Source organism: Rhizobium oryziradicis, assembly GCF_001939045.1.
Taxonomy (GTDB): Bacteria; Pseudomonadota; Alphaproteobacteria; order Rhizobiales; family Rhizobiaceae; genus Allorhizobium; species Allorhizobium oryziradicis.
Genome location: NZ_MKIM01000027.1, coordinates 620,468 through 640,429, shown reverse-complemented (window position 1 = coordinate 640,429; position 19,962 = coordinate 620,468). Strand labels below are relative to the sequence as shown.

The window sequence follows — 19,962 nt, the reverse complement described above, 5'->3', positions numbered from 1 at the left end:
CTTGCGGCAGATTACGCCTTGGCTTCATCGCCCTGATGCAGCCACATCAGTTCCATTTGCACGGCGTCTTGAAATTCCATGATCTCAGCGCGCATGTCTTCTTCCGGGCAGCCAAGGTCGAGAAGTTCGGCACCGAGCTGGCGGCAGGTGGTGCGCCAAAAAACGGTGGCGTTGTCGCCCTGAAGGCGGTCGAGGGTCACAGCTGCACTGCGCACCAGATCACGACGGCTCGCCAGCGGAAAAAACGCGAGCGATGATGGGGTGGGCTGGAGTTGGGCGGCAGTGTTGGGCATTCGAACCATCCTTTACGTGAGTGATTCGTTTTAACCCCATCATGGTTAAAGTTTGGTTGCCGTGGCCGTGTTGGATTTTTTCAACCTGTATCAAAAGAAGATCCCCCCGGCGTAATACCGGAGGGATCTGTTTTTATATCAATAATTTAGCGATATTTTGCTATGGCAGCGTATAGGCAATAACATAATCGCCGGGCTTGGTGCCAATCGAGCCATGGCCACCGGCCACCTGCACCACATATTGCTTGCCATTCAGGTCATAGCTCATCGGCGTTGCCTGTCCGCCTGCAGGCAGGCGGCCTTTCCACAGCACTTTGCCGGTGGCGAGATCATAGGCGCGCACGTAATTATCAACAGCAGCACCTAAGAAAACCACGCCGCTCTTGGTAATCATTGGACCACCAATGCCCGGCACACCCACGGCAAAAGGCAGTGGCAGCGGGGTCATATCCCGGACTGTGCCGTTGCGATGCTGATAGGCAATCTTGCCAGTGTTGAGATCAACGCCCGCAACCGTGCCCCATGGCGGAGCCTGACACGGAATGCCAATTGGCGACAGGAACGGACCCATTTTCACGGCATAGGGTGCGCCATCATTGCGGTTCAGGCCCTGCTCCGACCCCTTATCATCCTGCTTTTTCGGTGGCACCTGATCGCGTGGCACCAGCTGAGAGGTGAAGGCCAGATAGGTTGGCATGCCAAACATCAGGCCACGCTCTGGATCAACCGCAACGGAGCCCCAATTGAAGGTGCCGAAATTGCCGGGATAGATGATCGAGCCTTGGAGCGATGGCGGCGTATATTGGCCGTCATAGCGCAACTCGTGGAATTGAATGCGGCAGGCGAGCTGGTCCAGCAGGGTGATGCCCCACATATTGCGCTCTTGCAGCTTTTCGGGGCGGAAGGTCAGCTCCGAAATCGGCTGGGTTGGCGATGCATGATCTTCGGGAATGGTGCCGCCGGGCGCTGGCAGTTCTTTCACCGGAATGATCGGCTGGCCAGTGCGGCGGTCCAGCACATAGATATCGCCCTGCTTGGTGGGAGCCACCAGCGCTGGAATTATTGCACCGTCGCGCTTCAAATCGAGCAGCACGGGTTGGGCTGGCACATCCATGTCCCAAAGGTCATGGTGCACAAATTGCTGCACCCAGCGGTCTTTGCCGGTGTTGATGTCCAGCGCAACAACTGAGGAAGAATATTTCTCCACATTGGCGCTGCGGTTCATGCCCAATTGGTCGGGCACCTGATTGCCCATCGGCAGATAGACGAGGCCAAGTTGCTCATCCACCGAGAACACCGACCAGCTGTTGGGCGAATTGACCGTATAGGTTTGGCCTGCTGGCAGGGGCGTGGTTTGGTCCGGGTTGCCGCTATCCCAATTCCAGATCAGAGCACCGGTGTGCACATCGAAGGCGCGAATAACGCCGGATTGCTCCATCGTGGAATAGTTATCGTTGACGGCACCGCCGATGATGATCTTGCCAGCCGCGATAACCGGTGGCGAGGTGGAATAATAATAGCCAGCCGGATTGTATTTCATGCCCTGTTCAAGGTGCAGCGTGCCCTTGTCGGCAAAGCTTTCACACACCTTGCCATCGGCAGCATCCAGCGCAATCAGGCGCGCATCGGATGTTGGCAGGTAAACGCGGGTGGCGCAAGGCGCGCCCGCTGTCGCCTGCGGATCGGCATAATAGGTCACGCCACGGCAGGTCTGGTGCTGGCGATCGGGGTTAAGGCCCACATTGGGGTCGTATTTCCATTTTTGCTTGCCGGTTGCAGCATCAATGGCAATGGCCCAATTGTGGGGCGTGCAGAGATAAAGCGTGTCTCCCACCTTCAAAGGTGTCACCTGATAGGTGGTTTCGCCGACATCGCCGGGCTGTTTCACGTCGCCAGTCTCAAACGTCCATGCGGTTTTCAAGGTGGCGACATTGTCAGGCGTAATCTGCGTCAGTGGCGAATAGCGCTGACCAAAGGGTGTGCGGCCATATTGGTGCCACTCGCCATCCTGCATCGTGCCGCCATAGGCGGGGTTCGCGTCGGTAACCTCCATCGGCAGCGTGCCGGATTTGTCGTAAGGGTCGTGGGTCATGGAATAGCCAGCCACGCAAAGCGACACCAAAACTGGCAACGCCACCGGCCACACGCTGGCCGCAATGCCGCTTTCGCGTCGATGCAATGGTCCAAGCTTGCGGCGCACGGCGGGCAAAAGCAGCAAGAAGCCAAGGACGATCACAAGGCCGCCGCGCGATGCCAACTGCCACCAATCAAACCCGACATCCCAAATTGCCCAACCAAGGCAGCCCAGAATAAACAGGCCATACACGGCAAGCGCGCTGGCCTTGCGCATCACCAGGAGCAGGGCTGTGAGCAAAAAGAAAACACCCGCTACCACAAAAAACGGGCTACCGCCCAGCGACAGCAGATATGCACCGCCACCGCCCAACACCAGCCCCATCGCGGCAAAGACGATCGCTGTGAGGATAAGAACCATTGATAAAATCCCATGATATGCGCTGCCAACGAAGGATAGTGGCGTGAAATTGCCCTCTGGCTTCATTGCAACGCGCAAATGCTCCGCACAATATCCAAAGCAAGGTTGCCCCACTTCACACATCATGCAGATTGAAAATCATGCCTCAAAATGAGGCATACACCTTGGACCAACGCAGTGGCGGCGCAAAGGTTCCATAAAAATCAGAGCTATATTGATAAAGGCTCAAAAAGCCGGTTTTTACGCTTTGCCCTTGCCTGCACCGTGCTTCATTGCCATGTTGATGCCATGACAAAGGAGACCCATTGCATGACGAAAGCCCTCTTGCTGATTGATATCCAAAACGGCTTTTGCCCGGGCGGAAACCTGCCTGTACCGGCTGGCGATACGATTGTGCCGGTGGTCAATGCGCTGATGGCAAGCGGCCATTACGATCTAATTGTGGCATCACAGGATTGGCACCCTGCCAACCACGGCAGCTTTGCCTCAATGCATCCCGGCAAACAGCCTTTTGAAATGGGCATGCTGTCTGGCAAGCAGCAAGTGATGTGGCCGGACCATTGTGTGCAAGGCACGCATGATGCCGATTTTCACCCCAACCTCGATATCAGCCGCATTGATTATATTCAGAAAAAAGGTGAAAATCCTGACGTGGACAGCTACTCGGCCTTTCGCGACAATGACCAAACCAGCAGCACCGGCCTTCACACTTATCTTTTTGAAAAAGGCGTGACCCAGCTGGATATTGCCGGCTTGGCGACCGATTTTTGCGTGAAGTTTTCGGCTCTCGATGCAATCGAACTGCTGCCCGGTGTGACGACGCGCTTTGTTCAAGACGCAAGCCTCGGCATTGATCCGCAAACGGTGGAAGCGGCCATTGCAGAAATGCAATCCCATGGCGTTCACGTTATCACCAGCAGCACAATTGTGGGCTAACGCTCGCCAATCGTCGATATGAGACACAGAAACCCTTGGGAGATTGATTTACGGTTCCTCAACGATTATGTCAGCGCGTGATAATGATCGGGAGGAACCGATATGGAAACCATCACCAGCATTGCCGCGCTGCGGCAAAAGCTTGCGACCCACCGGCGTGAGGGCGGCACAATCGGCTTTGTGCCCACCATGGGCTATCTGCACGAGGGGCATCTGACGCTGGTGGCCAAGGCCCGTGCCGAGAACGCCATCACGGTTGTTTCCATCTTTGTAAACCCGCTGCAATTTGGCAAAAACGAAGATCTGGCCGCCTATCCACGCGACTTGGCCCGCGATAGTGCCATGCTGGTGGCTGCAGGCGTGGACTATCTCTTTGCGCCCGGTGTTGAGGATATGTATCCCCGGCCCATGGACACCGTGGTGGACCTGCCAAAGCTGGGAAGCGAGCTGGAGGGCGAAGCACGCCCCGGCCATTTTGCTGGTGTTGCCACCGTCGTGACCAAGCTTTTCAACATCGTGCAGCCGGATGCGGCCTATTTTGGCGAAAAAGACTATCAGCAAGTGGCCATTATCCGCCGCATGGTTGAGGATTTGGCGCAAAGCGTGCGCATTGTTCCGGTTGCCACCGTGCGCGAGGCCGATGGGCTGGCCTGCTCATCGCGCAATGTCTATCTCAGCGCCTCTGAGCGCGCAGCAGCCGTTATCGTACCCCAGGCGCTGGATGAAGCAGCGCGGCTTCATCGCGCTGGCATAACCGATCCTGAAGCGATGGAAGCGGCAATCACCGCTTTTATTGCCCAGCAACCTCTGGCCCATGCCTACGTGGTGGCGGTGCGCCATCCAGACACGCTGGAAAAGCTGGACAGACTCGACCAGCCATTTCTGGTGCTGCTCTATGTGCGGCTTGGCACAACAAAATTGCTGGATAATCGCGTCATCACTTTTGATGCTCCATAAGAAAGACAATGACGAATGAGCACGCCAACCCGCCAAAAGCGCCTGACACCCAACGACGTTGCCGCACTCAAGGGTCAACAACCAATTGTGTCTCTGACCGCCTACACAACGCCGATGGCGCGGCTGCTCGATAGCCATTGCGATCTGCTGTTGGTGGGCGATAGCCTCGGCATGGTGCTGTATGGTTTGGACAGCACCGTGGGCGTTACCATGGAGATGATGATTGCCCATGGGCAAGCGGTATTACGCGGAGTCACGCACGCCTGCGTCATTGTGGATATGCCGTTTGGTTCCTATCAGGAATCCAAGGAGCAGGCGTTTCGCAATGCTGCAAGGTTGATGAAAGAAACCGGCTGCGATGGCATCAAGCTGGAAGGCGGGATGGAAATGGCAGAAACCGTGCAGTTTCTCACTCAGCGCGGCGTGCCGGTCCTCGGCCATGTTGGTCTTATGCCGCAGCAGGTCAACACATCTGGCGGCTATCGCTCCAAGGGCCATAGCGATGCAGAAGCGCAAACCATCCGCCGCGATGCCAAAGCCATTGCAGACGCAGGTGCCTTTGCCATTGTCGTTGAAGGCACGGTTGAGCCCTTGGCGCGGGAAATTTCTGAAAGCCTCACGGTTCCCACCATTGGCATTGGCGCATCGCCCGCCTGCGATGGTCAGATCCTCGTGTCCGATGACATGCTGGGGCTGTTTAATGAGTTCAAGCCGCGCTTTGTCAAACATTATGCCGAATTGGCGGGCGTGATCTCCACGGCTGTGGAAACCTATGCCGCAGAGGTCAAGGCTCGACGCTTTCCCGGACCAGAACACACGTTTAAGCCCCGCGCGAAGAGCTGAACCAGCAGGCGCAACGGGGTCGTCTATTTCGGCATCACCCGTTCAAGCTGGAAGATGCCATCGTTAAACCGTTCCATTTGCTCCGCCATCAGCGCCTGCGCATCATGCAGGCCGCGATTGTAGCACTGCACCCCAACGGTGCCTGCCATGAAATCAATCAGGCTTTCCGCTTCAAAACGACCAAGTTGCAAATCGTGTTCAGCTAACAAATGCTGTTGAACACGGGCAACCATGATGGCCAGTTCCTCTTTGGAAAACATCGGTTTTGTCATAAACGGCGTTCCTTTTGTTCAAGCGCTGCGTGCAGCCTCCGGATAATTTGACGTTGAAAGGCTGCCTGCCGTTCAGCGAAATTCAGCCGAAACATCATCTTAATTGGTTTGCCTATCAACGTCAGGTGTCATAAGCCACCACGAAAATACTTCAGGACCACGCCATGTCAGACTTTTTCAGCGGCGCACGCCAGAGCTTGCCCGTGACACTTTCATCCTTGCCGTTTGCGGCCCTGTTTGGTGCGGTGGCAGCGGCCAATGGACAGACTGTGCTTGAGGCCGCGCTCACCAGCGCCACCATTTTCGCAGGTGCCAGCCAATTGGTGGGCATTGAGCTGTTTGGTCATAATGTGCCCGCATGGCTGATTGTGCTGTCGGTCTTTGCTGTCAACTTTCGCCATATTCTCTATTCGGCAGCAATCGGGCCTTATTTCAAGGCGTTCAGCAGCACACAGAAAGCCATCGCCTTCTTCTTTATGACAGACCCGCAATTTGCCGAAACCATCAAGCATAGCGAAAATGGCAAAACCGTTTCATTCGGCTGGTATATGGGTTTTGCGCTGGCGATCTACTTTCCATGGGTTGGTTTTAGCGCCATTGGAGCCGTGTTCAGCAGCATGGTGGGCGATCCCAAAAATCTGGGCCTTGATGTGTTGTTGCCGGTTTACTTCATGGGCAGCGTGCTCGGCTTTCGCCGCAGGCCCAATTTTGTCATCACAGTTGCGGTCAGCGCTGTCGCCTCCATTGTCGCCATCCAGATTGTTGGTTCACCCTGGCATGTCAGCCTCGGTGCGCTGGCGGGCATTATCACCGCCGCCCTGCTCCCACCGCAAAAGCCCACAGGCATTCCAACTGCAGCGGAGGTTGTCGAATAATGTTGAACATCGACACCCATATGATGATGATTATTCTGGCAGCAGCCGTTGCCACCTATGCCACACGCGCTGGCGGCCACCTCATCATCAGCCGCCTCAAATCCATTCCGCCGCGCGTCGATGCCGCCCTCAATGCCGTGCCTGCTGCCGTTCTCACAACCTTGGTCGCCCCCGCCTTTTATGCAGGCGGACTGGAAGTTAAAATCGCCATGGTGGTTGGGCTTTTGGTGGGTTTGCGGTTTTCGCTCATTCCCATGCTCTTATGCGGCTGGGGCATGGCAGTGCTGCTGCGCCACCTGTTTCTTTAGACATGTTCACTTTTTACGTGTCCTGTTGACGTGTCATTGTTGCAACGCAGTGTGATAAAGCGCCCTAATCACCCATCAAAGCGCGATAGCCCTCCATTTAGAGGGTTACATTGTTAATCAGCTACACTTAATATTAAAAACCTAAAGTAGAATCAAACAGTTGAAAATCTACTGTTTGAGACTGATGGAAGGGGCATGCACGATGAATCATCAGAGCCATAAACTGGCCGTTATCCAAGGCGGAAAGGATGCGGAAAATGCGTCCGATCCAATTCACCAGATCGCCGAGGATCTGCAAATGCTGATCAAAGCATCCACACAAGGACGCTATGACATGCTGAGCTATTTGCTGGAAATTGCCCTTGATGAAGCGATGCGTGAAAGCAAAGAGCGCAGCCTGCACCCGCGTTGATGCCTGCATAATTCCTGACATCGGAATACACGACACAAACGTTTTGATGCGTCGTGTGCCTCTACATATAAGGTAAACGCTGCGGTAATCACCGCGCAACGCCAGACAATGCCTGACGTTGCGCAAGCGTATTACGCGCGGTTAAGCGGCTCAGTAGCCTTGATCAGCCATTGGCGGGCATCTTCATCTGCCAACAGTGGCATGAGTTCTTCGCGCGTGCGGGCGTGATAGTCATCCAGCCAACGCACTTCCTCGCGGGTCAACAACGCCTCGACAATCAATTGACGATCAATCGGCACAAAGGTGAGCGTTTCAAAGCTCATCATGTCCTGATCTCCGCCCTCAACGGGTTCCAGATCGCGCACATACACCAGATTTTCAATGCGGATGCCAAAAAAGCCGGGGCGGTAATAACCCGGTTCATTCGACAGAATCATGCCAGGCAGCAATTCTTGCGTCGACAGGCGTGAAATCCGCTGCGGTCCTTCGTGCACCGACAGGAAGGAGCCGACACCGTGGCCCGTACCGTGGGCAAAATCGGCACCGGCCTTCCACAAGGCAATGCGTGCCAAGGGATCAAGATCGCATCCGCGCGCACCCTTGGGGAATTTTGCCGTGCTGATGGCAATCATGCCCTTCAAAACGAGCGTGAAGAAGCGTTTCTCTTCCGGCCCAATGGTGCCCACGGCCACGGTGCGGGTAATATCCGTGGTGCCGTTGACATATTGCGCACCGGAATCAATCAGAAACATTTCGCTGGCGTTGAGCGGGCGGTCACTGTCCGTTGTCACCCGATAATGCATGATCGCGGCATGCTCACCGGCACCGGCAATGGTATCAAACGAAATATCGCGCAAGGGGTTTTGCATGCGCTCACCCACCCGCGCTCTCGCCGCTTCCAACGCCTTGGTGGCACCAATCTCCGTCACGCTGCCCGCTGGCTGCTGATCCAGCCAGCTCAGAAACTCCACCACAGCCACGCCATCTTGCAGATGGGCTGCTGCCGAGCCGTTCAACTCCACCATGTTCTTCACAGCCCGGCCCAGTTTGGCCGGATCGCTCCCATCCACCACCTTGCCGCCCTGGCTCGATACCAGAAGATGAAGCGCGGATGGGGCCAAATCCGGGTCCATAACAATCGATGCCCCGCTCTTGGCAAGGGTACCCAAAACAGCAATGAAGTCCTTGGGGTCGTGCTGTGTGGCGAGAGGGGCCAGATAGGCCGCAACCTCCAGATTTGTCTTGCGCTTATCCAGAAACAGATCAACCTTGCCGTTCGCGTGAATAATCGCCCGCGCCAAGGGATGGGGGGTGTGCGGCACATCCTCGCCACGGATATTGAAAATCCACGCCACTGACGACGGATCGGTAATCAGCACGGCATCCTGTTTATTGTTGCGCAAGTCCTGCGCAATTTTTGCAATTTTATCCGAGGCTTCAACACCTGCCGCTGACAGAGGCTGAATACTGACAGCCCCAAGCGGTGGCTCTGGCTGATCTGTCCAGACGGCGTCGAGCGGGTTTTCCGCGACCATAACCAACGTGCCGCCAAGAGACGCGACCGCCTTTTCAAGCCGTGTCACCTGTGCCGCTGTGTGCATCCATGGATCAAGACCAAGACGGAAACCCTTGGGCGCATGGGCCGGAATCCATTTTGCCGGTGGTTCATCAATCAGATCACCGGGGGTGAATACCTCGAGATCCACCTGTTGGCGCACTTGTGTCACATAGCGACCATCGACAAACACCACTGCCTGCTGGGCGGTTACCAACACCTCGCCAGCAGAACCGGTAAAGCCCGTCAGCCATGAGATGCGCTCGGCACAGGCAGGCACGTATTCGCCCTGATACTCGTCAGCGCGTGGCACAAGAAACCCGTCAATGCCAAGGGCTGCAAACCGCTCACGCAAGGCAGCGACCCGCGCCTTGCCAAACTGCGGGGTGGAGGTGACGTCAAAAGATTGAAACATGATACCTGCTCGACACAATCAAAACTGAAAACAGCCTATAACAGACTGCACGAAAATCCACGCGCCAATTCCATTGAAGTGCCGGTTGCGAACAGCCCATTGAGAAATTTGCATAACATCTATGCCTCAGCCGAGAGCGATGACAGATTGTGACAGATTTTTGACCAAAAATAGACCAGACTTGTTTTTAAGTATGCACTGAATGCATAGCTACCATTCCATCAAACCTCTAGGATAATGCAATGCAACACGTTAGAAGCAGCGCAACATATCAATCAAAATGAAATCAAGAGAAAAACGATGACCAGCCCTATCCGCACAACATCTCCGACCCGCGCCATGCCGCACGGCCGCCAGATTGGGCTGAACGGTGTGTCGTCGCTGTCTCGCGATATTCTTGCTGGCGCAGGCCGCCCCGGCACAGTGCGCAACACATCTGTTCGCTCTGCGATCTGAACGCACAAACACTCCATTTTTAAAGATACGGGACCCGCTTGAGCTATCCTCCCAAGGCTCGCGGGTGATCAGGGAAACCTGATCGAAGAAGAAAGGCGACATCAATGATGTCGCCTTTTTTGCGTTCTGCGAGATAGCTCACCTTAAAACCAAGCACTTTCAAAACAAAATGGGTGCCCCATCACTGTCGCACCCACCGCCAAGGCCTCGCTTATTGCAGGTGGATGGTCACCCAGCCATTGCGCCAGATGGTGCGGACATGCTTGAGACCGGCACCATTATAGGCCGCAATCACCTTCCAGCGCTGCGATGCCAAAATGCCAGAGAGAATCACGGAGCCGCCGGGTGCCAGATGATTGACCAGCTGCGGTGCCATTTTCATCAAAGGACGCGCCAGAATATTGGCAATGATCAAATCAAACGGCCCATATTTAGAAAAGGCTGTTGAGTGAAAGCCAGGTGCTGTGCGAAATTCGATTCCGTTGGGAACACCGTTTCGAATGCCATTTTCGGCGGCAACACGCACCGCAATCGGATCAATATCGGTGGCCAGCACCGGCACGGGCAACAGCTTGCGCACGGCAATGGCCAGTACGCCGCTGCCGGTGCCGAGATCCAGCGCATTGCGAATCTTGCGCGAGCGCACCACGCTGTCGATCATTTCAAGGCAGCCAGCCGTGGTGCCATGATGGCCTGTGCCAAAGGCCTGGCCCGCGTCAATCTCAATGGCCAGATCATTAACCTGCACCTTGTCGCGGTCGTGCGAACCATGCACCAGAAAGCGCCCTGCCCGCACAGGCGTCAAACCTTCGAGCGATTTGGCAATCCAGTCGATATCGGGAATCACTTCACGCTGCACCGGCAAATCAGCAAACTCTTCCGAAAGCGCCGACTGCACACGCGGCAGCACATCACCTTCGTCTTCGATCATGAGATAAATCGATGCTTCCCAGACATCGTTTTTCTCATCCACTTCCGTGGTGGCGATGGCGAAATCCTCCTCGCCAAATTCAAAGCTCATCAGATCCAGAATACGATTGGTCTGTTGTTCGGTGGCGCTGACAAAAAAACGAATTTCGCTCACGATGGAAATGTCCTGCTGAAGGTCTCTTCTCTACAGTGCCATACGCTCCTCAGAACGCAGAAAACATCACTGTAGCACTTGTGTTGGCTGCATCATTCTCTCCTGAACCGATGTCCGTTTCAGGAGAGAATGATGCAGCGCTGTTTTTCGGTACAATGCCTGAGCGCCGGTTGCAAGAAAAAGCCCGACCAAGGGACAAATTCAGCCCTTGCTCAAATTTTCCAGCTTCTTGACTGCCACATCGGGGTTTTCACCATAGGCAATCGTGCCCTTGAAGCGGCCAGCACTGTCGAGCAGAAAAACCGAAGCGGTGTGATCCATCGTATAGTCACCGTTCGGATTTTTGTCATCGACCGGCACTTTCTTGGCATAGACCCGAAAGCTCTTCACCATCTCCATCACCTTGTCCGGCGCGCCGGCAATGCCGGTGATGCGGTCTGACACGTTGGAGACGTAGCGGTTCATAATGTCAGGTGTGTCGCGCTCAGGATCAACGGTCACGAAGAATGCGTTGAGCTTATCGCCTTTCGGGTCCACTTTTTTCAGCCAGCCATCCAGCTCGAAAAGCGTTGTAGGGCACACTTCGGGGCAATGGGTGAAGCCGAAAAACACCGCACTCGGCTTGCCGCGCATGGCCTGCTCGGAAATGGCTTTGCCGTGCTGGTCAACCAGCTGAAACGGCGCGCCAAACGCACTCTCCACAAGCTGCTGCTTTGCTCCGGAAATCTGAAATGTCATATAGCCCAGAAATGCGGCGCAAACTGCTGCCAGTCCCCATAATGCAATCCGTAATCTCTTCATTCCACCGCACTGCCCTGTTTCAAAACCTGCCACGATCCTGAATACGCCGCTTGGTTGTTCAAATGCAAATCAACTCGGCAATGCTCTGCAACTTTTATCACCATACTGGCGAAAACAACACGTTGCTGCCGCTCTCTAAAACATTGCGCTCCACTCTACCTCCAAAGATAAAAAACAATCTTCTGCAAAATTAGCGGAAGCTTAACTGTTATCGGTAAAATCTGAGCTTGCGGGCAATGGCATGGTGAGACCTGTGCCACATCTCGCAAGGCGCATGCAAATTTCATTGCGGCTAGCCCGCAGCAATTTCTGAGAGACCTATCCAGCGGGGCGGTGACATTCATGAGCGACACAGGTTCTGGGCGCGGACTTTCCATCAGTCAACGCTTGATGACATTGGGGGTGGCAACCGCGTGCGCAATCGTCGCCATGCTTGCCGTGGGGTATTACAAAAGTACCCAGCTGGACGCCTCTCTCATCCGCGCCATCGACATCAAAGGCAAGGTCGAGACCATCAACGATCTTCGGCGTGCCAATGATGAAATCACCTTGGCTGCCATGGATACAATTATTGACCGCGGCGACCGTAAAATTTACGCCGAGCGCCAGGAAATTTTTGACAGAGGCAGCAAGACGCTTCTGAGTGGCTCCGCGATTGTTAAAGAAGTCGCCAAGGATCTCGGGGTGGAAAGTGCGGTGACCACCTACGACGCAGACGTCAAAAGCTTCATTCAGGAAACCAGCGTTGAGTTGAAAAAACTGGTGGAATCGGGAGCGGAAGAAGCGGCCTACGCACGCATTGATGATGTGATCGACCAGGCCGGCGAGAATTTGGGCAAAATGCTGGCAACACTCTATCAGACCGGAAACAAACTGGTGGAACAGCGTGTGAGCGAGGCAACCATGGCCTCTCACAGCTCCATTGTCATGCAGCTGTCCATTGGCTTTGTTGCCTTTCTGGTGGTTCTTGCCCTGCAGATTATCAACACCCGGTTTATTCTCGCGGGCATCCGTGGGGTCAGCACCAGCCTGCAGCAAATTGTCAGCGGAAATTATAACGCCCAAATCGAAAACCTGAACCGCTCCGACGAAATTGGTGAAATTGCTCGCGCAGCCGAGGTGTTTCGCAAATCAGCGATGGAAAAGCTGGCGCTTGAAGTGGAAAGCGAAGAAGCCCGCAAGGCCAACGAAACCCAACTGCATGAGCGCGCGAGTGCCGCAGCCAAAGAGCGTGACCGTCTTAACGCTGCCGTTGATGCGCTTGGCAAGGGGCTTAATCAACTCGCGGAAGGCAATTTGCGCGCCGTCATTGATCAGGAATTCCCGCAGGAAATCGACCGCTTGCGAATCGATTTCAATCAGGTCGCCGCGCGCCTTTACAATGTCATGGAAGAGATCTCGGTTAATTCCAGCTCCATTCAGGCCAACGCCAACCAGATGCGCTCTGCCGCCGATGATCTGGCCAAGCGCACCGAGCAGCAAGCCGCCTCGCTGGAAGAAACATCCGCAGCCCTTGCCGAAATCACCGAAACCGTGCGCACCAGCACCCAGCGGGCTGAAGATGCCGGCAATATGGTTGCCAACACCAATTCATTCGCCGAGCGCTCGGTCGCTGTTGTGGCAGATGCCATGGCCGCCATGGAGCGGATTGAAGACGCCACCGCCGAAATTGGCAAAATCATCAATGTGGTTGAGGAAATCGCTTTCCAGACCAATTTGCTGGCACTGAATGCCGGTGTTGAGGCAGCCCGTGCTGGCGAAGCTGGCAAAGGCTTCGCGGTTGTCGCCCAGGAAGTGCGCGCCCTTGCCGGTCGCGCCGCCACGGCGGCCCAAACCATCAAGTCGCTGGTGGGTAAATCCAACGATGAAGTACGCACCGGTGTGGAGCTTGTGACGGCCACAGGCGAGGCTTTGCACAAAATAGGTGAAGATGTTCTCAAAATTAACGGGCATGTTAAGTCGATCGTAACCTCGGCGCGCGAACAATCAATTGGACTGAGCGAGATAAACTCCGCCGTTGGACAAATGGACCACGTGACGCAACAAAATGCGGCCATGGTAGAACAAACCAACGCCGCGAGCCACACGCTTGCCAGCGACGCTGAAAATCTGGGACGGCTGGTGAGCCAGTTCAAGGTTCAAGGTGCGCAGCTGCGAGGCCCAGTCAACACACCGATGCCGGCAAAATCGACATCGGCACCAACACCGTCGCCTGCAAGGCAACTTATGGGCAAGGTTGCGGGTGCATTCAGTAAGAGTAGCAATGCGCCGCCAGCCCGAGCACAGGCAGCGGCAACCGCGACAGCAACCGATCAGTGGGAAGAGTTCTAACCATGTCTAATGCCATCAAACAGTCTGGGGCCTATCTCGAAATTGTATCGTTCCATTTGGGCGAGCAAGAGTTTTGTATCGACATCATGGCCATCCGCGAAATTCGTGGTTGGGCACCGGTGACGCCAATGCCTCATACCCCCCCTTATGTGCTGGGTCTGATCAACCTGCGTGGTGCCGTTATTCCGGTTATCGACATGGCCTGCCGCCTCGGCATGAGCATGACCGAGCCATCGGAGCGCTCTGCCATTATCGTCACCGACATTGGCGGCAAACTGGTTGGTCTTCTGGTTGAGCAGGTGTCCGACATGATGACCATTCGCGGCGAAGACTTGCAGCCAGCACCGGAAATCATTCCTGAAATGCAGCGCGCCTTCTGCCGCGGCATCGTGGCGCTCGAAAAATCCATGGTCTGCTTCCTCAACCTCGACACGGTGATTGCCGACGAGTTGCTGGCAAACGCCGCCTGATACCATCTTCACTATGCACGAAAGAGCATGGTGAATTGCGATACCCTATCCACTGGTTCGGACGTGATGGCACCGAACCGGTGGTTTTCGCATTTAAAGTACGCTTGGGCGTTTGCTAACTTGGGCGCTTGCTAAAACGCAAAAAAGACGCTTCAAAATATTCAAGCCGCTGCATAATTTTATCCGCAGTTCTCCGAGTGACGCAGGTGATAATCCGATTTCTCACGATGCGTTTTTTTCATCCGCACCCGTGAAATTCGACCAAAGGGCTCTTACATAATCATCAGAGAGACATCCGCATTGAGCCTCTTTGCAATTGCGCCTTTACGGAGAATGGAGACCAACCATGAAAACCCTGATCACATCCACGCTTGCAGCCGCTTTTCTGGCTGGCACAATAGTGCTTCCGGCCAATGCCGCGCAAAGCGAGATTTCCAAAATCCTGTTTGGTACGATCTACAACGATAACGTTTCCGTGGTGAATGTGACGAACCACATGTATGGGCGCGAAAAAGACCTGCCGCTCACGGCAATGTACCCATCAAGAGATCGCGTTCAAGCCGCACAAGCTGAAGTGAGAAGCAGCCCTGCCCTGCAGGAGGCCATGCAAAAGCGCGGCATTCGCCTCCATAACATTCTGTGGGTACAAACCGCGCTCAACGGCGGAAAAATCGTTTACATAAAGTAAGTTCCGAAGATCAAAAAAGGCCTGCCTGCTTTTTATAAAACAGGCAGGCCTTGTTTTTCGACACGCCAATGAATGCTTGCGCAATGAGGACCACCCCGGTGGCTTAAGGATGGTCTTCGTGACCCACAGGTAAAGGTCTTTGTGCAAAAGCGGCAGCCTCAAAACCAGCCAAAACCGCTAGAGCATTCGTATCCTGCGCTCATGTTCGCCTTAAAAGCATCCAACATTCTATGCGGCATAGATCGCACAAAAGAGGTTGTAAGCTTTTAAATCCGCTGCATATTTTCCCCAAACAATTCCAGCCAAGGACGCAATGCACCAGAGACGACAACCTAGCCCAGTCGTTTGACATGCGCAGACGCTCAGTGGTGAAGCTCTTAACCCAGCCCCCACGCAGCGTTAATTTGCACTATCACGCGCCAAGGATAAACCCCTCAATTCTCATGAATGGCCAGAATGATGCGGGATGAAATGACCTTTTTTGGGTTAATAATCGCGCATTTACGGCTTACCATTCTTCCAGACCGCGTTCTGGTTGAACAGCGGCACCGTGGAAATTCCCATCTTGGCCGAACCATCCACAACTTGTCGGGAATGGATCAGATAGACCAGCGTGTCATTGGCCTTATCGTAAATTCGATTCACCACCAGTGCTTTCCAGATCAGCGAACGTCCCTGACGAAACACTTCTTCGCCAGACTTGGACAGATTGATGTCACCAATCTCGATCGGTCCTGTCTGGCGGCAGGCAATGGCACCGTTTGAGGGGTCTTCAAACCAGTTTCCCTTGTGCAATCGATCAATCAGAGAGCGGTCGAAATAAGTGACGTGGCAGGTCACCCCTTTGACTTGCGGATCGGCAATGGCCTCAACCACAATGTCATTGCCGGTCCAGTCTACACCAACTTTACCAATAACATCTGCAAAGGCCAATCCACTGGACACCGATATTGCGGCAGCGGCCATGGTCAGGGTTTTCACAAAGCTCGACATATCAATCTCCAAATGCATCTGAAGAAGAGATATGGCTTCACGACACCGTTACAAGAGTAGAGCCTGATCAGCGTGAGGCTCGCACCGGTTTGCGCACAGAACAGGCCTGATAACCACCGGGAAACAACTTGCCCACCGACAGGCCAACCATGCCCGCCAGTTCGATCACATCAGCAGCACCTCTGCGATCCATCATCGCCACCACGGCTTGTGCGCAGATGCTGGCATCTTCAGCGGCATTGTGGTGGCGAAACGACAGATCCAGATGGCCCGCCAGCACATTCAGCTTATGGGATGGCAGTTGCGGCCAGATTTTTTGCGCAAGCTTCACACTGCACACATAGTCAAAACTCGGATAGGACAGCCGATAGCTATCCAGCGCGCCACGCCAGACCGAAAAATCAAAGGCGGCATTGTGGGCAATCATCATTGCACCGGCAAAATCATCGGCAAATTCATCCATCACTTCGGGAAATTCCGGCGCGTCTTCCACATGCTCGGGCCGAATGCCGTGAATGGCGATGTTGAAGGATGAAAACCGCATGCTGCGTGGGCGAATCAACCGCTCCTCCACCCGCACCACGGCCCCATCCTCAATCCACGCCAATCCAACCGAGCAGGCGCTATCGCGCCCCTCATTGGCGGTTTCAAAATCGATGGCAATGGTTTTACCGCTAGATCGTGATGGTGATGTCATGAAGATCGCATAAGACGCAAAATGACTCGGCGCAAGACAACGTTCAAAGACAAGCTTCTAAACGGGCCGCGTTGACAATCATTTCAAACCCGGCAAAACTCAATACATGATCGCACTTCGTTCGACCCACGTGATGACCCTTCTCACCAACGTTCCACAGGGAACGTGGGGATGCTGTCGCGCGACGATCACGTAACGACGATCATTCCCCGCCAACCCTGCGATCACGAGCAGGGTTGAACAATATCCCTGCTCCTTCGCCAAATGAGAGAGCAGATATGAAAGATACCCCACCCGTTATTCCAGTGGCCGCAAATGCCAGATGGCCAGAAGGGTTGATAATTCGCACAATAGGCCCAGAGGATACCGAGGCGCTGATAGCCATGCAGAGCCTGCCCGGATATCGGTTCGGCACGCTTCGCCCACCCTATCCAACAGTTCAAGGTGCCCGCAAATATATCGAGAGCCTTCAACCCAACGTCACATCACTGGTTGCTGTCTTAAACGGCAAAATTGTTGGCAATGCGGGCATGACCCAATTGGCGGGCCGCCGCAGCCACGCGGCCAGCATCGGCATGGGAGTGCACGATGATTACCAGCGCCGTGGCATTGGCCGCGCCCTGCTGGGCGAATTGGTCGCCATTGCCGATGACTGGCTCAACATCAAACGGCTGGAACTGACCGTTTATACCGACAACACGGGTGCCATCGCGCTTTATGAAAGTTTTGGCTTCCGTCAGGAAGGCCTGCACCGTGCTTTTGCTTTTCGGGATGGCTGCTTTGTGGATGCCTATGCCATGGCCCGCATCCGTTTGTGAGCAAAAAACAGAGGGGTTTTGCCACCCCTCTTCACCATCTTGTTGGCTTTTTACAGCCCCCCTCTGTACTTTCGAAGCTTTCCCGGTTAGGAACAGCGCAACCATACCCGCAATCGGCGGGCGTCGTGCCTTCGTGTCTGTCCTGAGATAGCTGCTTGGCGCATGACCTTATGACAGACATTTCGAGAGATGACCCCATGACTATTTATGACGGCATCGTCCCGGCGATTGCCGAGGCCTTGCGCAAACGTGGTTACGCCACCCTCACCCCCGTGCAACAAGCGATGATCGATGAAGATCTCGAAGGCCGGGATGCGCTGGTTTCGGCTCAGACAGGCTCTGGTAAAACCGTTGCCTTTGGTCTGGCGCTGGCTCCGACATTGCTTGGCGGCGAAAACCGCTTCGGCCGCGCCACCACCCAGCCCGTAGCGCTTTGCATTGCCCCCACCCGCGAACTGGCCTTGCAGGTTCAGCGCGAGCTGGAATGGCTCTATGAGAACACCGGCGCAGTTTTCGCGACCTGCGTTGGCGGCATGGACATTCGCAACGAGCGCCGCGCGCTGGAGCGTGGTGCGCATATTGTTGTTGGCACACCGGGCCGTCTGCGTGACCACATCACTCGCCGCGCCCTCGACCTCTCCGGCCTTCAGGCTGTGGTAATGGACGAAGCCGACGAAATGCTGGACCTCGGCTTTCGCGAAGATCTCGAGTTCATTCTCGAAGCCTCGCCGGATGAACGCCGCACATTGATGTTCTCGGCCACTGTGCCGCGCTCGATTGCCGATCTCGCCAAGAGCTATCAGCGCAATGCCAAGCGCATAGAGACTGTGTCGGAACGCAAGCAGCACGTCGATATTGAATATCGCGCCATGCTGACGGCCCCGGCCGACAAGGAAAATGCGATTATCAACGCGCTGCGCTTCTATGAAGCCCGCAATGCGATTGTGTTTTGCTCCACCCGCGCCAACGTCAATCACCTGACCGCCCGCCTGCACAATCGCGGCTTCTCGGTTGTGGCTCTGTCTGGTGAACTGTCGCAAAATGAGCGTACCCACGCCCTGCAAGCCATGCGTGATGGCCGCGCCCGTGTGTGTGTTGCCACCGACGTTGCCGCCCGCGGTATCGACCTTCCCGGCCTTGAGCTGGTGATCCACGCCGATCTCCCTACCAATTCTGAAACCCTTTTGCACCGCTCTGGCCGTACTGGCCGCGCCGGTAACAAGGGCGTCTCGGCTCTGGTTGTGCCGATGAGCCAGCGCCGCAAGGCAGAGCGCATTCTGGGTGGTGCCAATGTGCAGCCGGCCTGGGTTGCTCCGCCATCGGCCGACGAAGTTCTGGCCCGCGACGACGAACGCCTGATGGCAGATCCCGTCTTCCAGGAAAAGATCACCGAGGACGAAGCCGCAACGGTTGCCCGCCTTTTGGAAGCTCACGGCGCTGAAAAGGTTGCCGCTGCTTTCCTGCGTGGCTACCGCAGCACGCGCTCGGCACCGGAAGACCTGATGGAAGTCAAGGTGACACCCGCCCGCGAGCGCCGAGAAGGCGACACCTATGAGCCCAACACGCCTTCGCGTCCGCGCAGCGAGTTTGGCCCAAGCGTCTGGTTTTCGCTATCCATCGGTCGTCGCCAGAGCGCTGAACCGCGTTGGCTGATCCCGATGCTGTGCCGCAACGGCAATATCACCAAGAACGAAATTGGTGCTATCAAGATGCAGCCGGAAGAGACCTTTGTGGAAATCTCCCAGGCCCATCTGGATAAGTTCCTGACAGCCCTTGGCCCCAACAAATCGCTGGAGCGTGGCATTACAGTCAAGCAATTGCCCGGCATGCCTGATTTCAATGCGCCGCCAAAGGAACGCACCGCCCGCCCACCGCGCGACGATTCGGATTTTGCCGATCGCAAGCCGCGCGGCGATGCCAAGCCTTACGGTGAAAAGAAGCCCTACGCCAAAAAGGCTGAATCGTCTGAACGCCGCGTCTACAAGGACGAGCTGGCCAAGGTCGATGCCGATGTGTGGGGCGAAGCCAAGCCGAAGAAAAAGCCTTATGTCGCTGGCGAGGGTCGCAGCTGGGACAAGCCCGCAAAGCCCGCCTTCGCAGGCAAGGGTGACAAGCCAGCCTATGCTGGTAAGCCAAAGGGCAAGTTTGATGGCCCGGCAAGCGGAGCCAAGAAAAAGAGCTTCAAGCCCAAGGGCTGATAAATACAGCGACGTGAAAAGGGGTGGTCATAGACCACCCCTTTTCCATTTCCGTCAGTCCTCAAG

Annotated in this window: 20 protein-coding genes; 12 read left to right on the top strand and 8 right to left on the bottom strand. The window is 55.3% G+C overall.

Annotated features, from left to right (window positions below; all coding sequences use genetic code 11):
- Nucleotides 1-11: 11 nt before the first annotated feature.
- Both BJF95_RS14040 and BJF95_RS14035 read right to left on the bottom strand, forming a co-directional pair.
- Nucleotides 12-293, bottom strand: coding sequence for a DUF6074 family protein (locus tag BJF95_RS14040; protein WP_075640044.1), 282 nt, complete (start codon nucleotides 291-293; stop codon nucleotides 12-14).
- Nucleotides 294-453: 160 nt separating this feature from the next.
- Nucleotides 454-2,787, bottom strand: coding sequence for a glucose/quinate/shikimate family membrane-bound PQQ-dependent dehydrogenase (locus BJF95_RS14035; RefSeq protein ID WP_075640355.1), 2,334 nt, complete (start codon nucleotides 2,785-2,787; stop codon nucleotides 454-456).
- Between the two features lie 309 nt (nucleotides 2,788-3,096).
- Between BJF95_RS14035 and pncA the strand changes: the two genes are divergently transcribed.
- The 3 genes from pncA to panB all read left to right on the top strand — a co-directional run bounded on the left by pncA (nucleotide 3,097) and on the right by panB (nucleotide 5,523).
- Nucleotides 3,097-3,723: a bifunctional nicotinamidase/pyrazinamidase gene (gene pncA / locus BJF95_RS14030; RefSeq protein WP_075640354.1), complete on the top strand. Its 627-nt coding sequence runs from the start codon at nucleotides 3,097-3,099 to the stop codon at nucleotides 3,721-3,723.
- 102 nt (nucleotides 3,724-3,825) lie between these two features.
- Complete coding sequence (panC, locus tag BJF95_RS14025) at nucleotides 3,826-4,680, top strand: pantoate--beta-alanine ligase (RefSeq protein WP_075640043.1); 855 nt, start codon at nucleotides 3,826-3,828, stop codon at nucleotides 4,678-4,680.
- Nucleotides 4,681-4,695: 15 nt separating this feature from the next.
- Nucleotides 4,696-5,523 carry a 3-methyl-2-oxobutanoate hydroxymethyltransferase gene (gene panB / locus BJF95_RS14020; RefSeq protein WP_075640042.1) on the top strand — a complete coding sequence of 276 codons (828 nt, stop codon included), beginning with the start codon at nucleotides 4,696-4,698 and terminating at the stop codon, nucleotides 5,521-5,523.
- A gap of 23 nt (nucleotides 5,524-5,546) precedes the next feature.
- Here panB and BJF95_RS14015 read toward each other — a convergent pair whose 3' ends face one another.
- Nucleotides 5,547-5,795 (bottom strand): DUF2164 domain-containing protein, encoded by a 249-nt coding sequence (locus BJF95_RS14015; RefSeq protein WP_075640041.1) that lies wholly within the window; start codon nucleotides 5,793-5,795, stop codon nucleotides 5,547-5,549.
- A 164-nt stretch (nucleotides 5,796-5,959) separates the two neighbouring features.
- On the opposite strand from BJF95_RS14015, the gene BJF95_RS14010 reads away from it, so the two are divergent.
- The 3 genes from BJF95_RS14010 (at nucleotide 5,960) to BJF95_RS14000 (ending at nucleotide 7,390) form a co-directional block, all read left to right on the top strand.
- Nucleotides 5,960-6,670 (top strand): AzlC family ABC transporter permease, encoded by a 711-nt coding sequence (locus BJF95_RS14010; RefSeq protein WP_075640040.1) that lies wholly within the window; start codon nucleotides 5,960-5,962, stop codon nucleotides 6,668-6,670.
- A gap of 2 nt (nucleotides 6,671-6,672) precedes the next feature.
- The gene (locus BJF95_RS14005; RefSeq protein ID WP_175577269.1) at nucleotides 6,673-6,978 is read left to right on the top strand and encodes an AzlD family protein; all 306 of its coding nucleotides are present in this window, start codon (nucleotides 6,673-6,675) and stop codon (nucleotides 6,976-6,978) included.
- Between the two features lie 202 nt (nucleotides 6,979-7,180).
- Entirely contained in the window at nucleotides 7,181-7,390 is a 210-nt protein-coding gene (locus tag BJF95_RS14000; RefSeq protein WP_139317499.1) for a hypothetical protein, read from the top strand.
- A gap of 131 nt (nucleotides 7,391-7,521) precedes the next feature.
- On the opposite strand, the gene BJF95_RS13995 is transcribed toward BJF95_RS14000, so the two are convergent.
- Nucleotides 7,522-9,360 (bottom strand): aminopeptidase P family protein, encoded by a 1,839-nt coding sequence (locus BJF95_RS13995; protein WP_075640037.1) that lies wholly within the window; start codon nucleotides 9,358-9,360, stop codon nucleotides 7,522-7,524.
- Between the two features lie 300 nt (nucleotides 9,361-9,660).
- Here BJF95_RS13995 and BJF95_RS24095 point away from each other — a divergent pair, with 300 nt between their 5' ends.
- Complete coding sequence (locus BJF95_RS24095) at nucleotides 9,661-9,816, top strand: hypothetical protein (protein WP_175577258.1); 156 nt, start codon at nucleotides 9,661-9,663, stop codon at nucleotides 9,814-9,816.
- Between the two features lie 211 nt (nucleotides 9,817-10,027).
- Here the strand turns inward: BJF95_RS24095 and BJF95_RS13985 are convergent, their stop codons facing one another.
- Both BJF95_RS13985 and BJF95_RS13980 read right to left on the bottom strand, forming a co-directional pair.
- The gene (locus tag BJF95_RS13985; protein ID WP_075640035.1) at nucleotides 10,028-10,900 is read right to left on the bottom strand and encodes a 50S ribosomal protein L11 methyltransferase; all 873 of its coding nucleotides are present in this window, start codon (nucleotides 10,898-10,900) and stop codon (nucleotides 10,028-10,030) included.
- A 201-nt stretch (nucleotides 10,901-11,101) separates the two neighbouring features.
- Nucleotides 11,102-11,701 (bottom strand): SCO family protein, encoded by a 600-nt coding sequence (locus BJF95_RS13980; RefSeq protein ID WP_075640034.1) that lies wholly within the window; start codon nucleotides 11,699-11,701, stop codon nucleotides 11,102-11,104.
- 342 nt (nucleotides 11,702-12,043) lie between these two features.
- Here BJF95_RS13980 and BJF95_RS13975 point away from each other — a divergent pair, with 342 nt between their 5' ends.
- From BJF95_RS13975 to BJF95_RS13965, 3 genes are all read left to right on the top strand, one after another.
- A complete protein-coding gene (locus BJF95_RS13975) occupies nucleotides 12,044-14,032 on the top strand; it encodes a methyl-accepting chemotaxis protein (RefSeq protein WP_075640033.1) in 1,989 nt (662 codons plus the stop codon).
- A 2-nt stretch (nucleotides 14,033-14,034) separates the two neighbouring features.
- Nucleotides 14,035-14,502, top strand: coding sequence for a chemotaxis protein CheW (locus tag BJF95_RS13970; protein ID WP_075640032.1), 468 nt, complete (start codon nucleotides 14,035-14,037; stop codon nucleotides 14,500-14,502).
- A 346-nt stretch (nucleotides 14,503-14,848) separates the two neighbouring features.
- Nucleotides 14,849-15,190, top strand: coding sequence for a hypothetical protein (locus tag BJF95_RS13965; protein ID WP_075640031.1), 342 nt, complete (start codon nucleotides 14,849-14,851; stop codon nucleotides 15,188-15,190).
- A gap of 501 nt (nucleotides 15,191-15,691) precedes the next feature.
- Here the strand turns inward: BJF95_RS13965 and BJF95_RS13960 are convergent.
- Together BJF95_RS13960 and BJF95_RS13955 are read right to left on the bottom strand one after the other, a co-directional pair.
- Nucleotides 15,692-16,183, bottom strand: coding sequence for a CreA family protein (locus tag BJF95_RS13960; protein ID WP_075640353.1), 492 nt, complete (start codon nucleotides 16,181-16,183; stop codon nucleotides 15,692-15,694).
- A gap of 67 nt (nucleotides 16,184-16,250) precedes the next feature.
- Nucleotides 16,251-16,880, bottom strand: coding sequence for a 3'-5' exonuclease (locus tag BJF95_RS13955; protein ID WP_075640030.1), 630 nt, complete (start codon nucleotides 16,878-16,880; stop codon nucleotides 16,251-16,253).
- Between the two features lie 278 nt (nucleotides 16,881-17,158).
- Between BJF95_RS13955 and BJF95_RS13950 the strand changes: the two genes are divergently transcribed.
- Both BJF95_RS13950 and BJF95_RS13945 read left to right on the top strand, forming a co-directional pair.
- Complete coding sequence (locus BJF95_RS13950; RefSeq protein WP_075640029.1) at nucleotides 17,159-17,698, top strand: GNAT family N-acetyltransferase; 540 nt, start codon at nucleotides 17,159-17,161, stop codon at nucleotides 17,696-17,698.
- A 197-nt stretch (nucleotides 17,699-17,895) separates the two neighbouring features.
- Nucleotides 17,896-19,896, top strand: coding sequence for a DEAD/DEAH box helicase (locus tag BJF95_RS13945; RefSeq protein WP_075640352.1), 2,001 nt, complete (start codon nucleotides 17,896-17,898; stop codon nucleotides 19,894-19,896).
- The last annotated feature ends 66 nt before the right edge of the window (nucleotides 19,897-19,962 follow it).

Coding starts and splice junctions, on each gene's coding strand:
- BJF95_RS13965 (WP_075640031.1), top strand. CDS start 14,849: ATGAAAACCCTGATCACATCCACGCTTGCAGCCGCTTTTCTGGCTGGC.
- BJF95_RS13980 (WP_075640034.1), bottom strand. CDS start 11,701: ATGAAGAGATTACGGATTGCATTATGGGGACTGGCAGCAGTTTGCGCC.
- BJF95_RS14000 (WP_139317499.1), top strand. CDS start 7,181: ATGAATCATCAGAGCCATAAACTGGCCGTTATCCAAGGCGGAAAGGAT.
- BJF95_RS13960 (WP_075640353.1), bottom strand. CDS start 16,183: ATGTCGAGCTTTGTGAAAACCCTGACCATGGCCGCTGCCGCAATATCG.
- BJF95_RS13975 (WP_075640033.1), top strand. CDS start 12,044: ATGAGCGACACAGGTTCTGGGCGCGGACTTTCCATCAGTCAACGCTTG.
- BJF95_RS14010 (WP_075640040.1), top strand. CDS start 5,960: ATGTCAGACTTTTTCAGCGGCGCACGCCAGAGCTTGCCCGTGACACTT.
- BJF95_RS13955 (WP_075640030.1), bottom strand. CDS start 16,880: ATGACATCACCATCACGATCTAGCGGTAAAACCATTGCCATCGATTTT.
- BJF95_RS14035 (WP_075640355.1), bottom strand. CDS start 2,787: ATGGTTCTTATCCTCACAGCGATCGTCTTTGCCGCGATGGGGCTGGTG.
- BJF95_RS14040 (WP_075640044.1), bottom strand. CDS start 293: ATGCCCAACACTGCCGCCCAACTCCAGCCCACCCCATCATCGCTCGCG.
- BJF95_RS13995 (WP_075640037.1), bottom strand. CDS start 9,360: ATGTTTCAATCTTTTGACGTCACCTCCACCCCGCAGTTTGGCAAGGCG.
- panB (WP_075640042.1), top strand. CDS start 4,696: ATGAGCACGCCAACCCGCCAAAAGCGCCTGACACCCAACGACGTTGCC.
- BJF95_RS14015 (WP_075640041.1), bottom strand. CDS start 5,795: ATGACAAAACCGATGTTTTCCAAAGAGGAACTGGCCATCATGGTTGCC.
- BJF95_RS24095 (WP_175577258.1), top strand. CDS start 9,661: ATGACCAGCCCTATCCGCACAACATCTCCGACCCGCGCCATGCCGCAC.
- BJF95_RS13945 (WP_075640352.1), top strand. CDS start 17,896: ATGACTATTTATGACGGCATCGTCCCGGCGATTGCCGAGGCCTTGCGC.
- BJF95_RS13950 (WP_075640029.1), top strand. CDS start 17,159: ATGAAAGATACCCCACCCGTTATTCCAGTGGCCGCAAATGCCAGATGG.
- panC (WP_075640043.1), top strand. CDS start 3,826: ATGGAAACCATCACCAGCATTGCCGCGCTGCGGCAAAAGCTTGCGACC.
- BJF95_RS13970 (WP_075640032.1), top strand. CDS start 14,035: ATGTCTAATGCCATCAAACAGTCTGGGGCCTATCTCGAAATTGTATCG.
- pncA (WP_075640354.1), top strand. CDS start 3,097: ATGACGAAAGCCCTCTTGCTGATTGATATCCAAAACGGCTTTTGCCCG.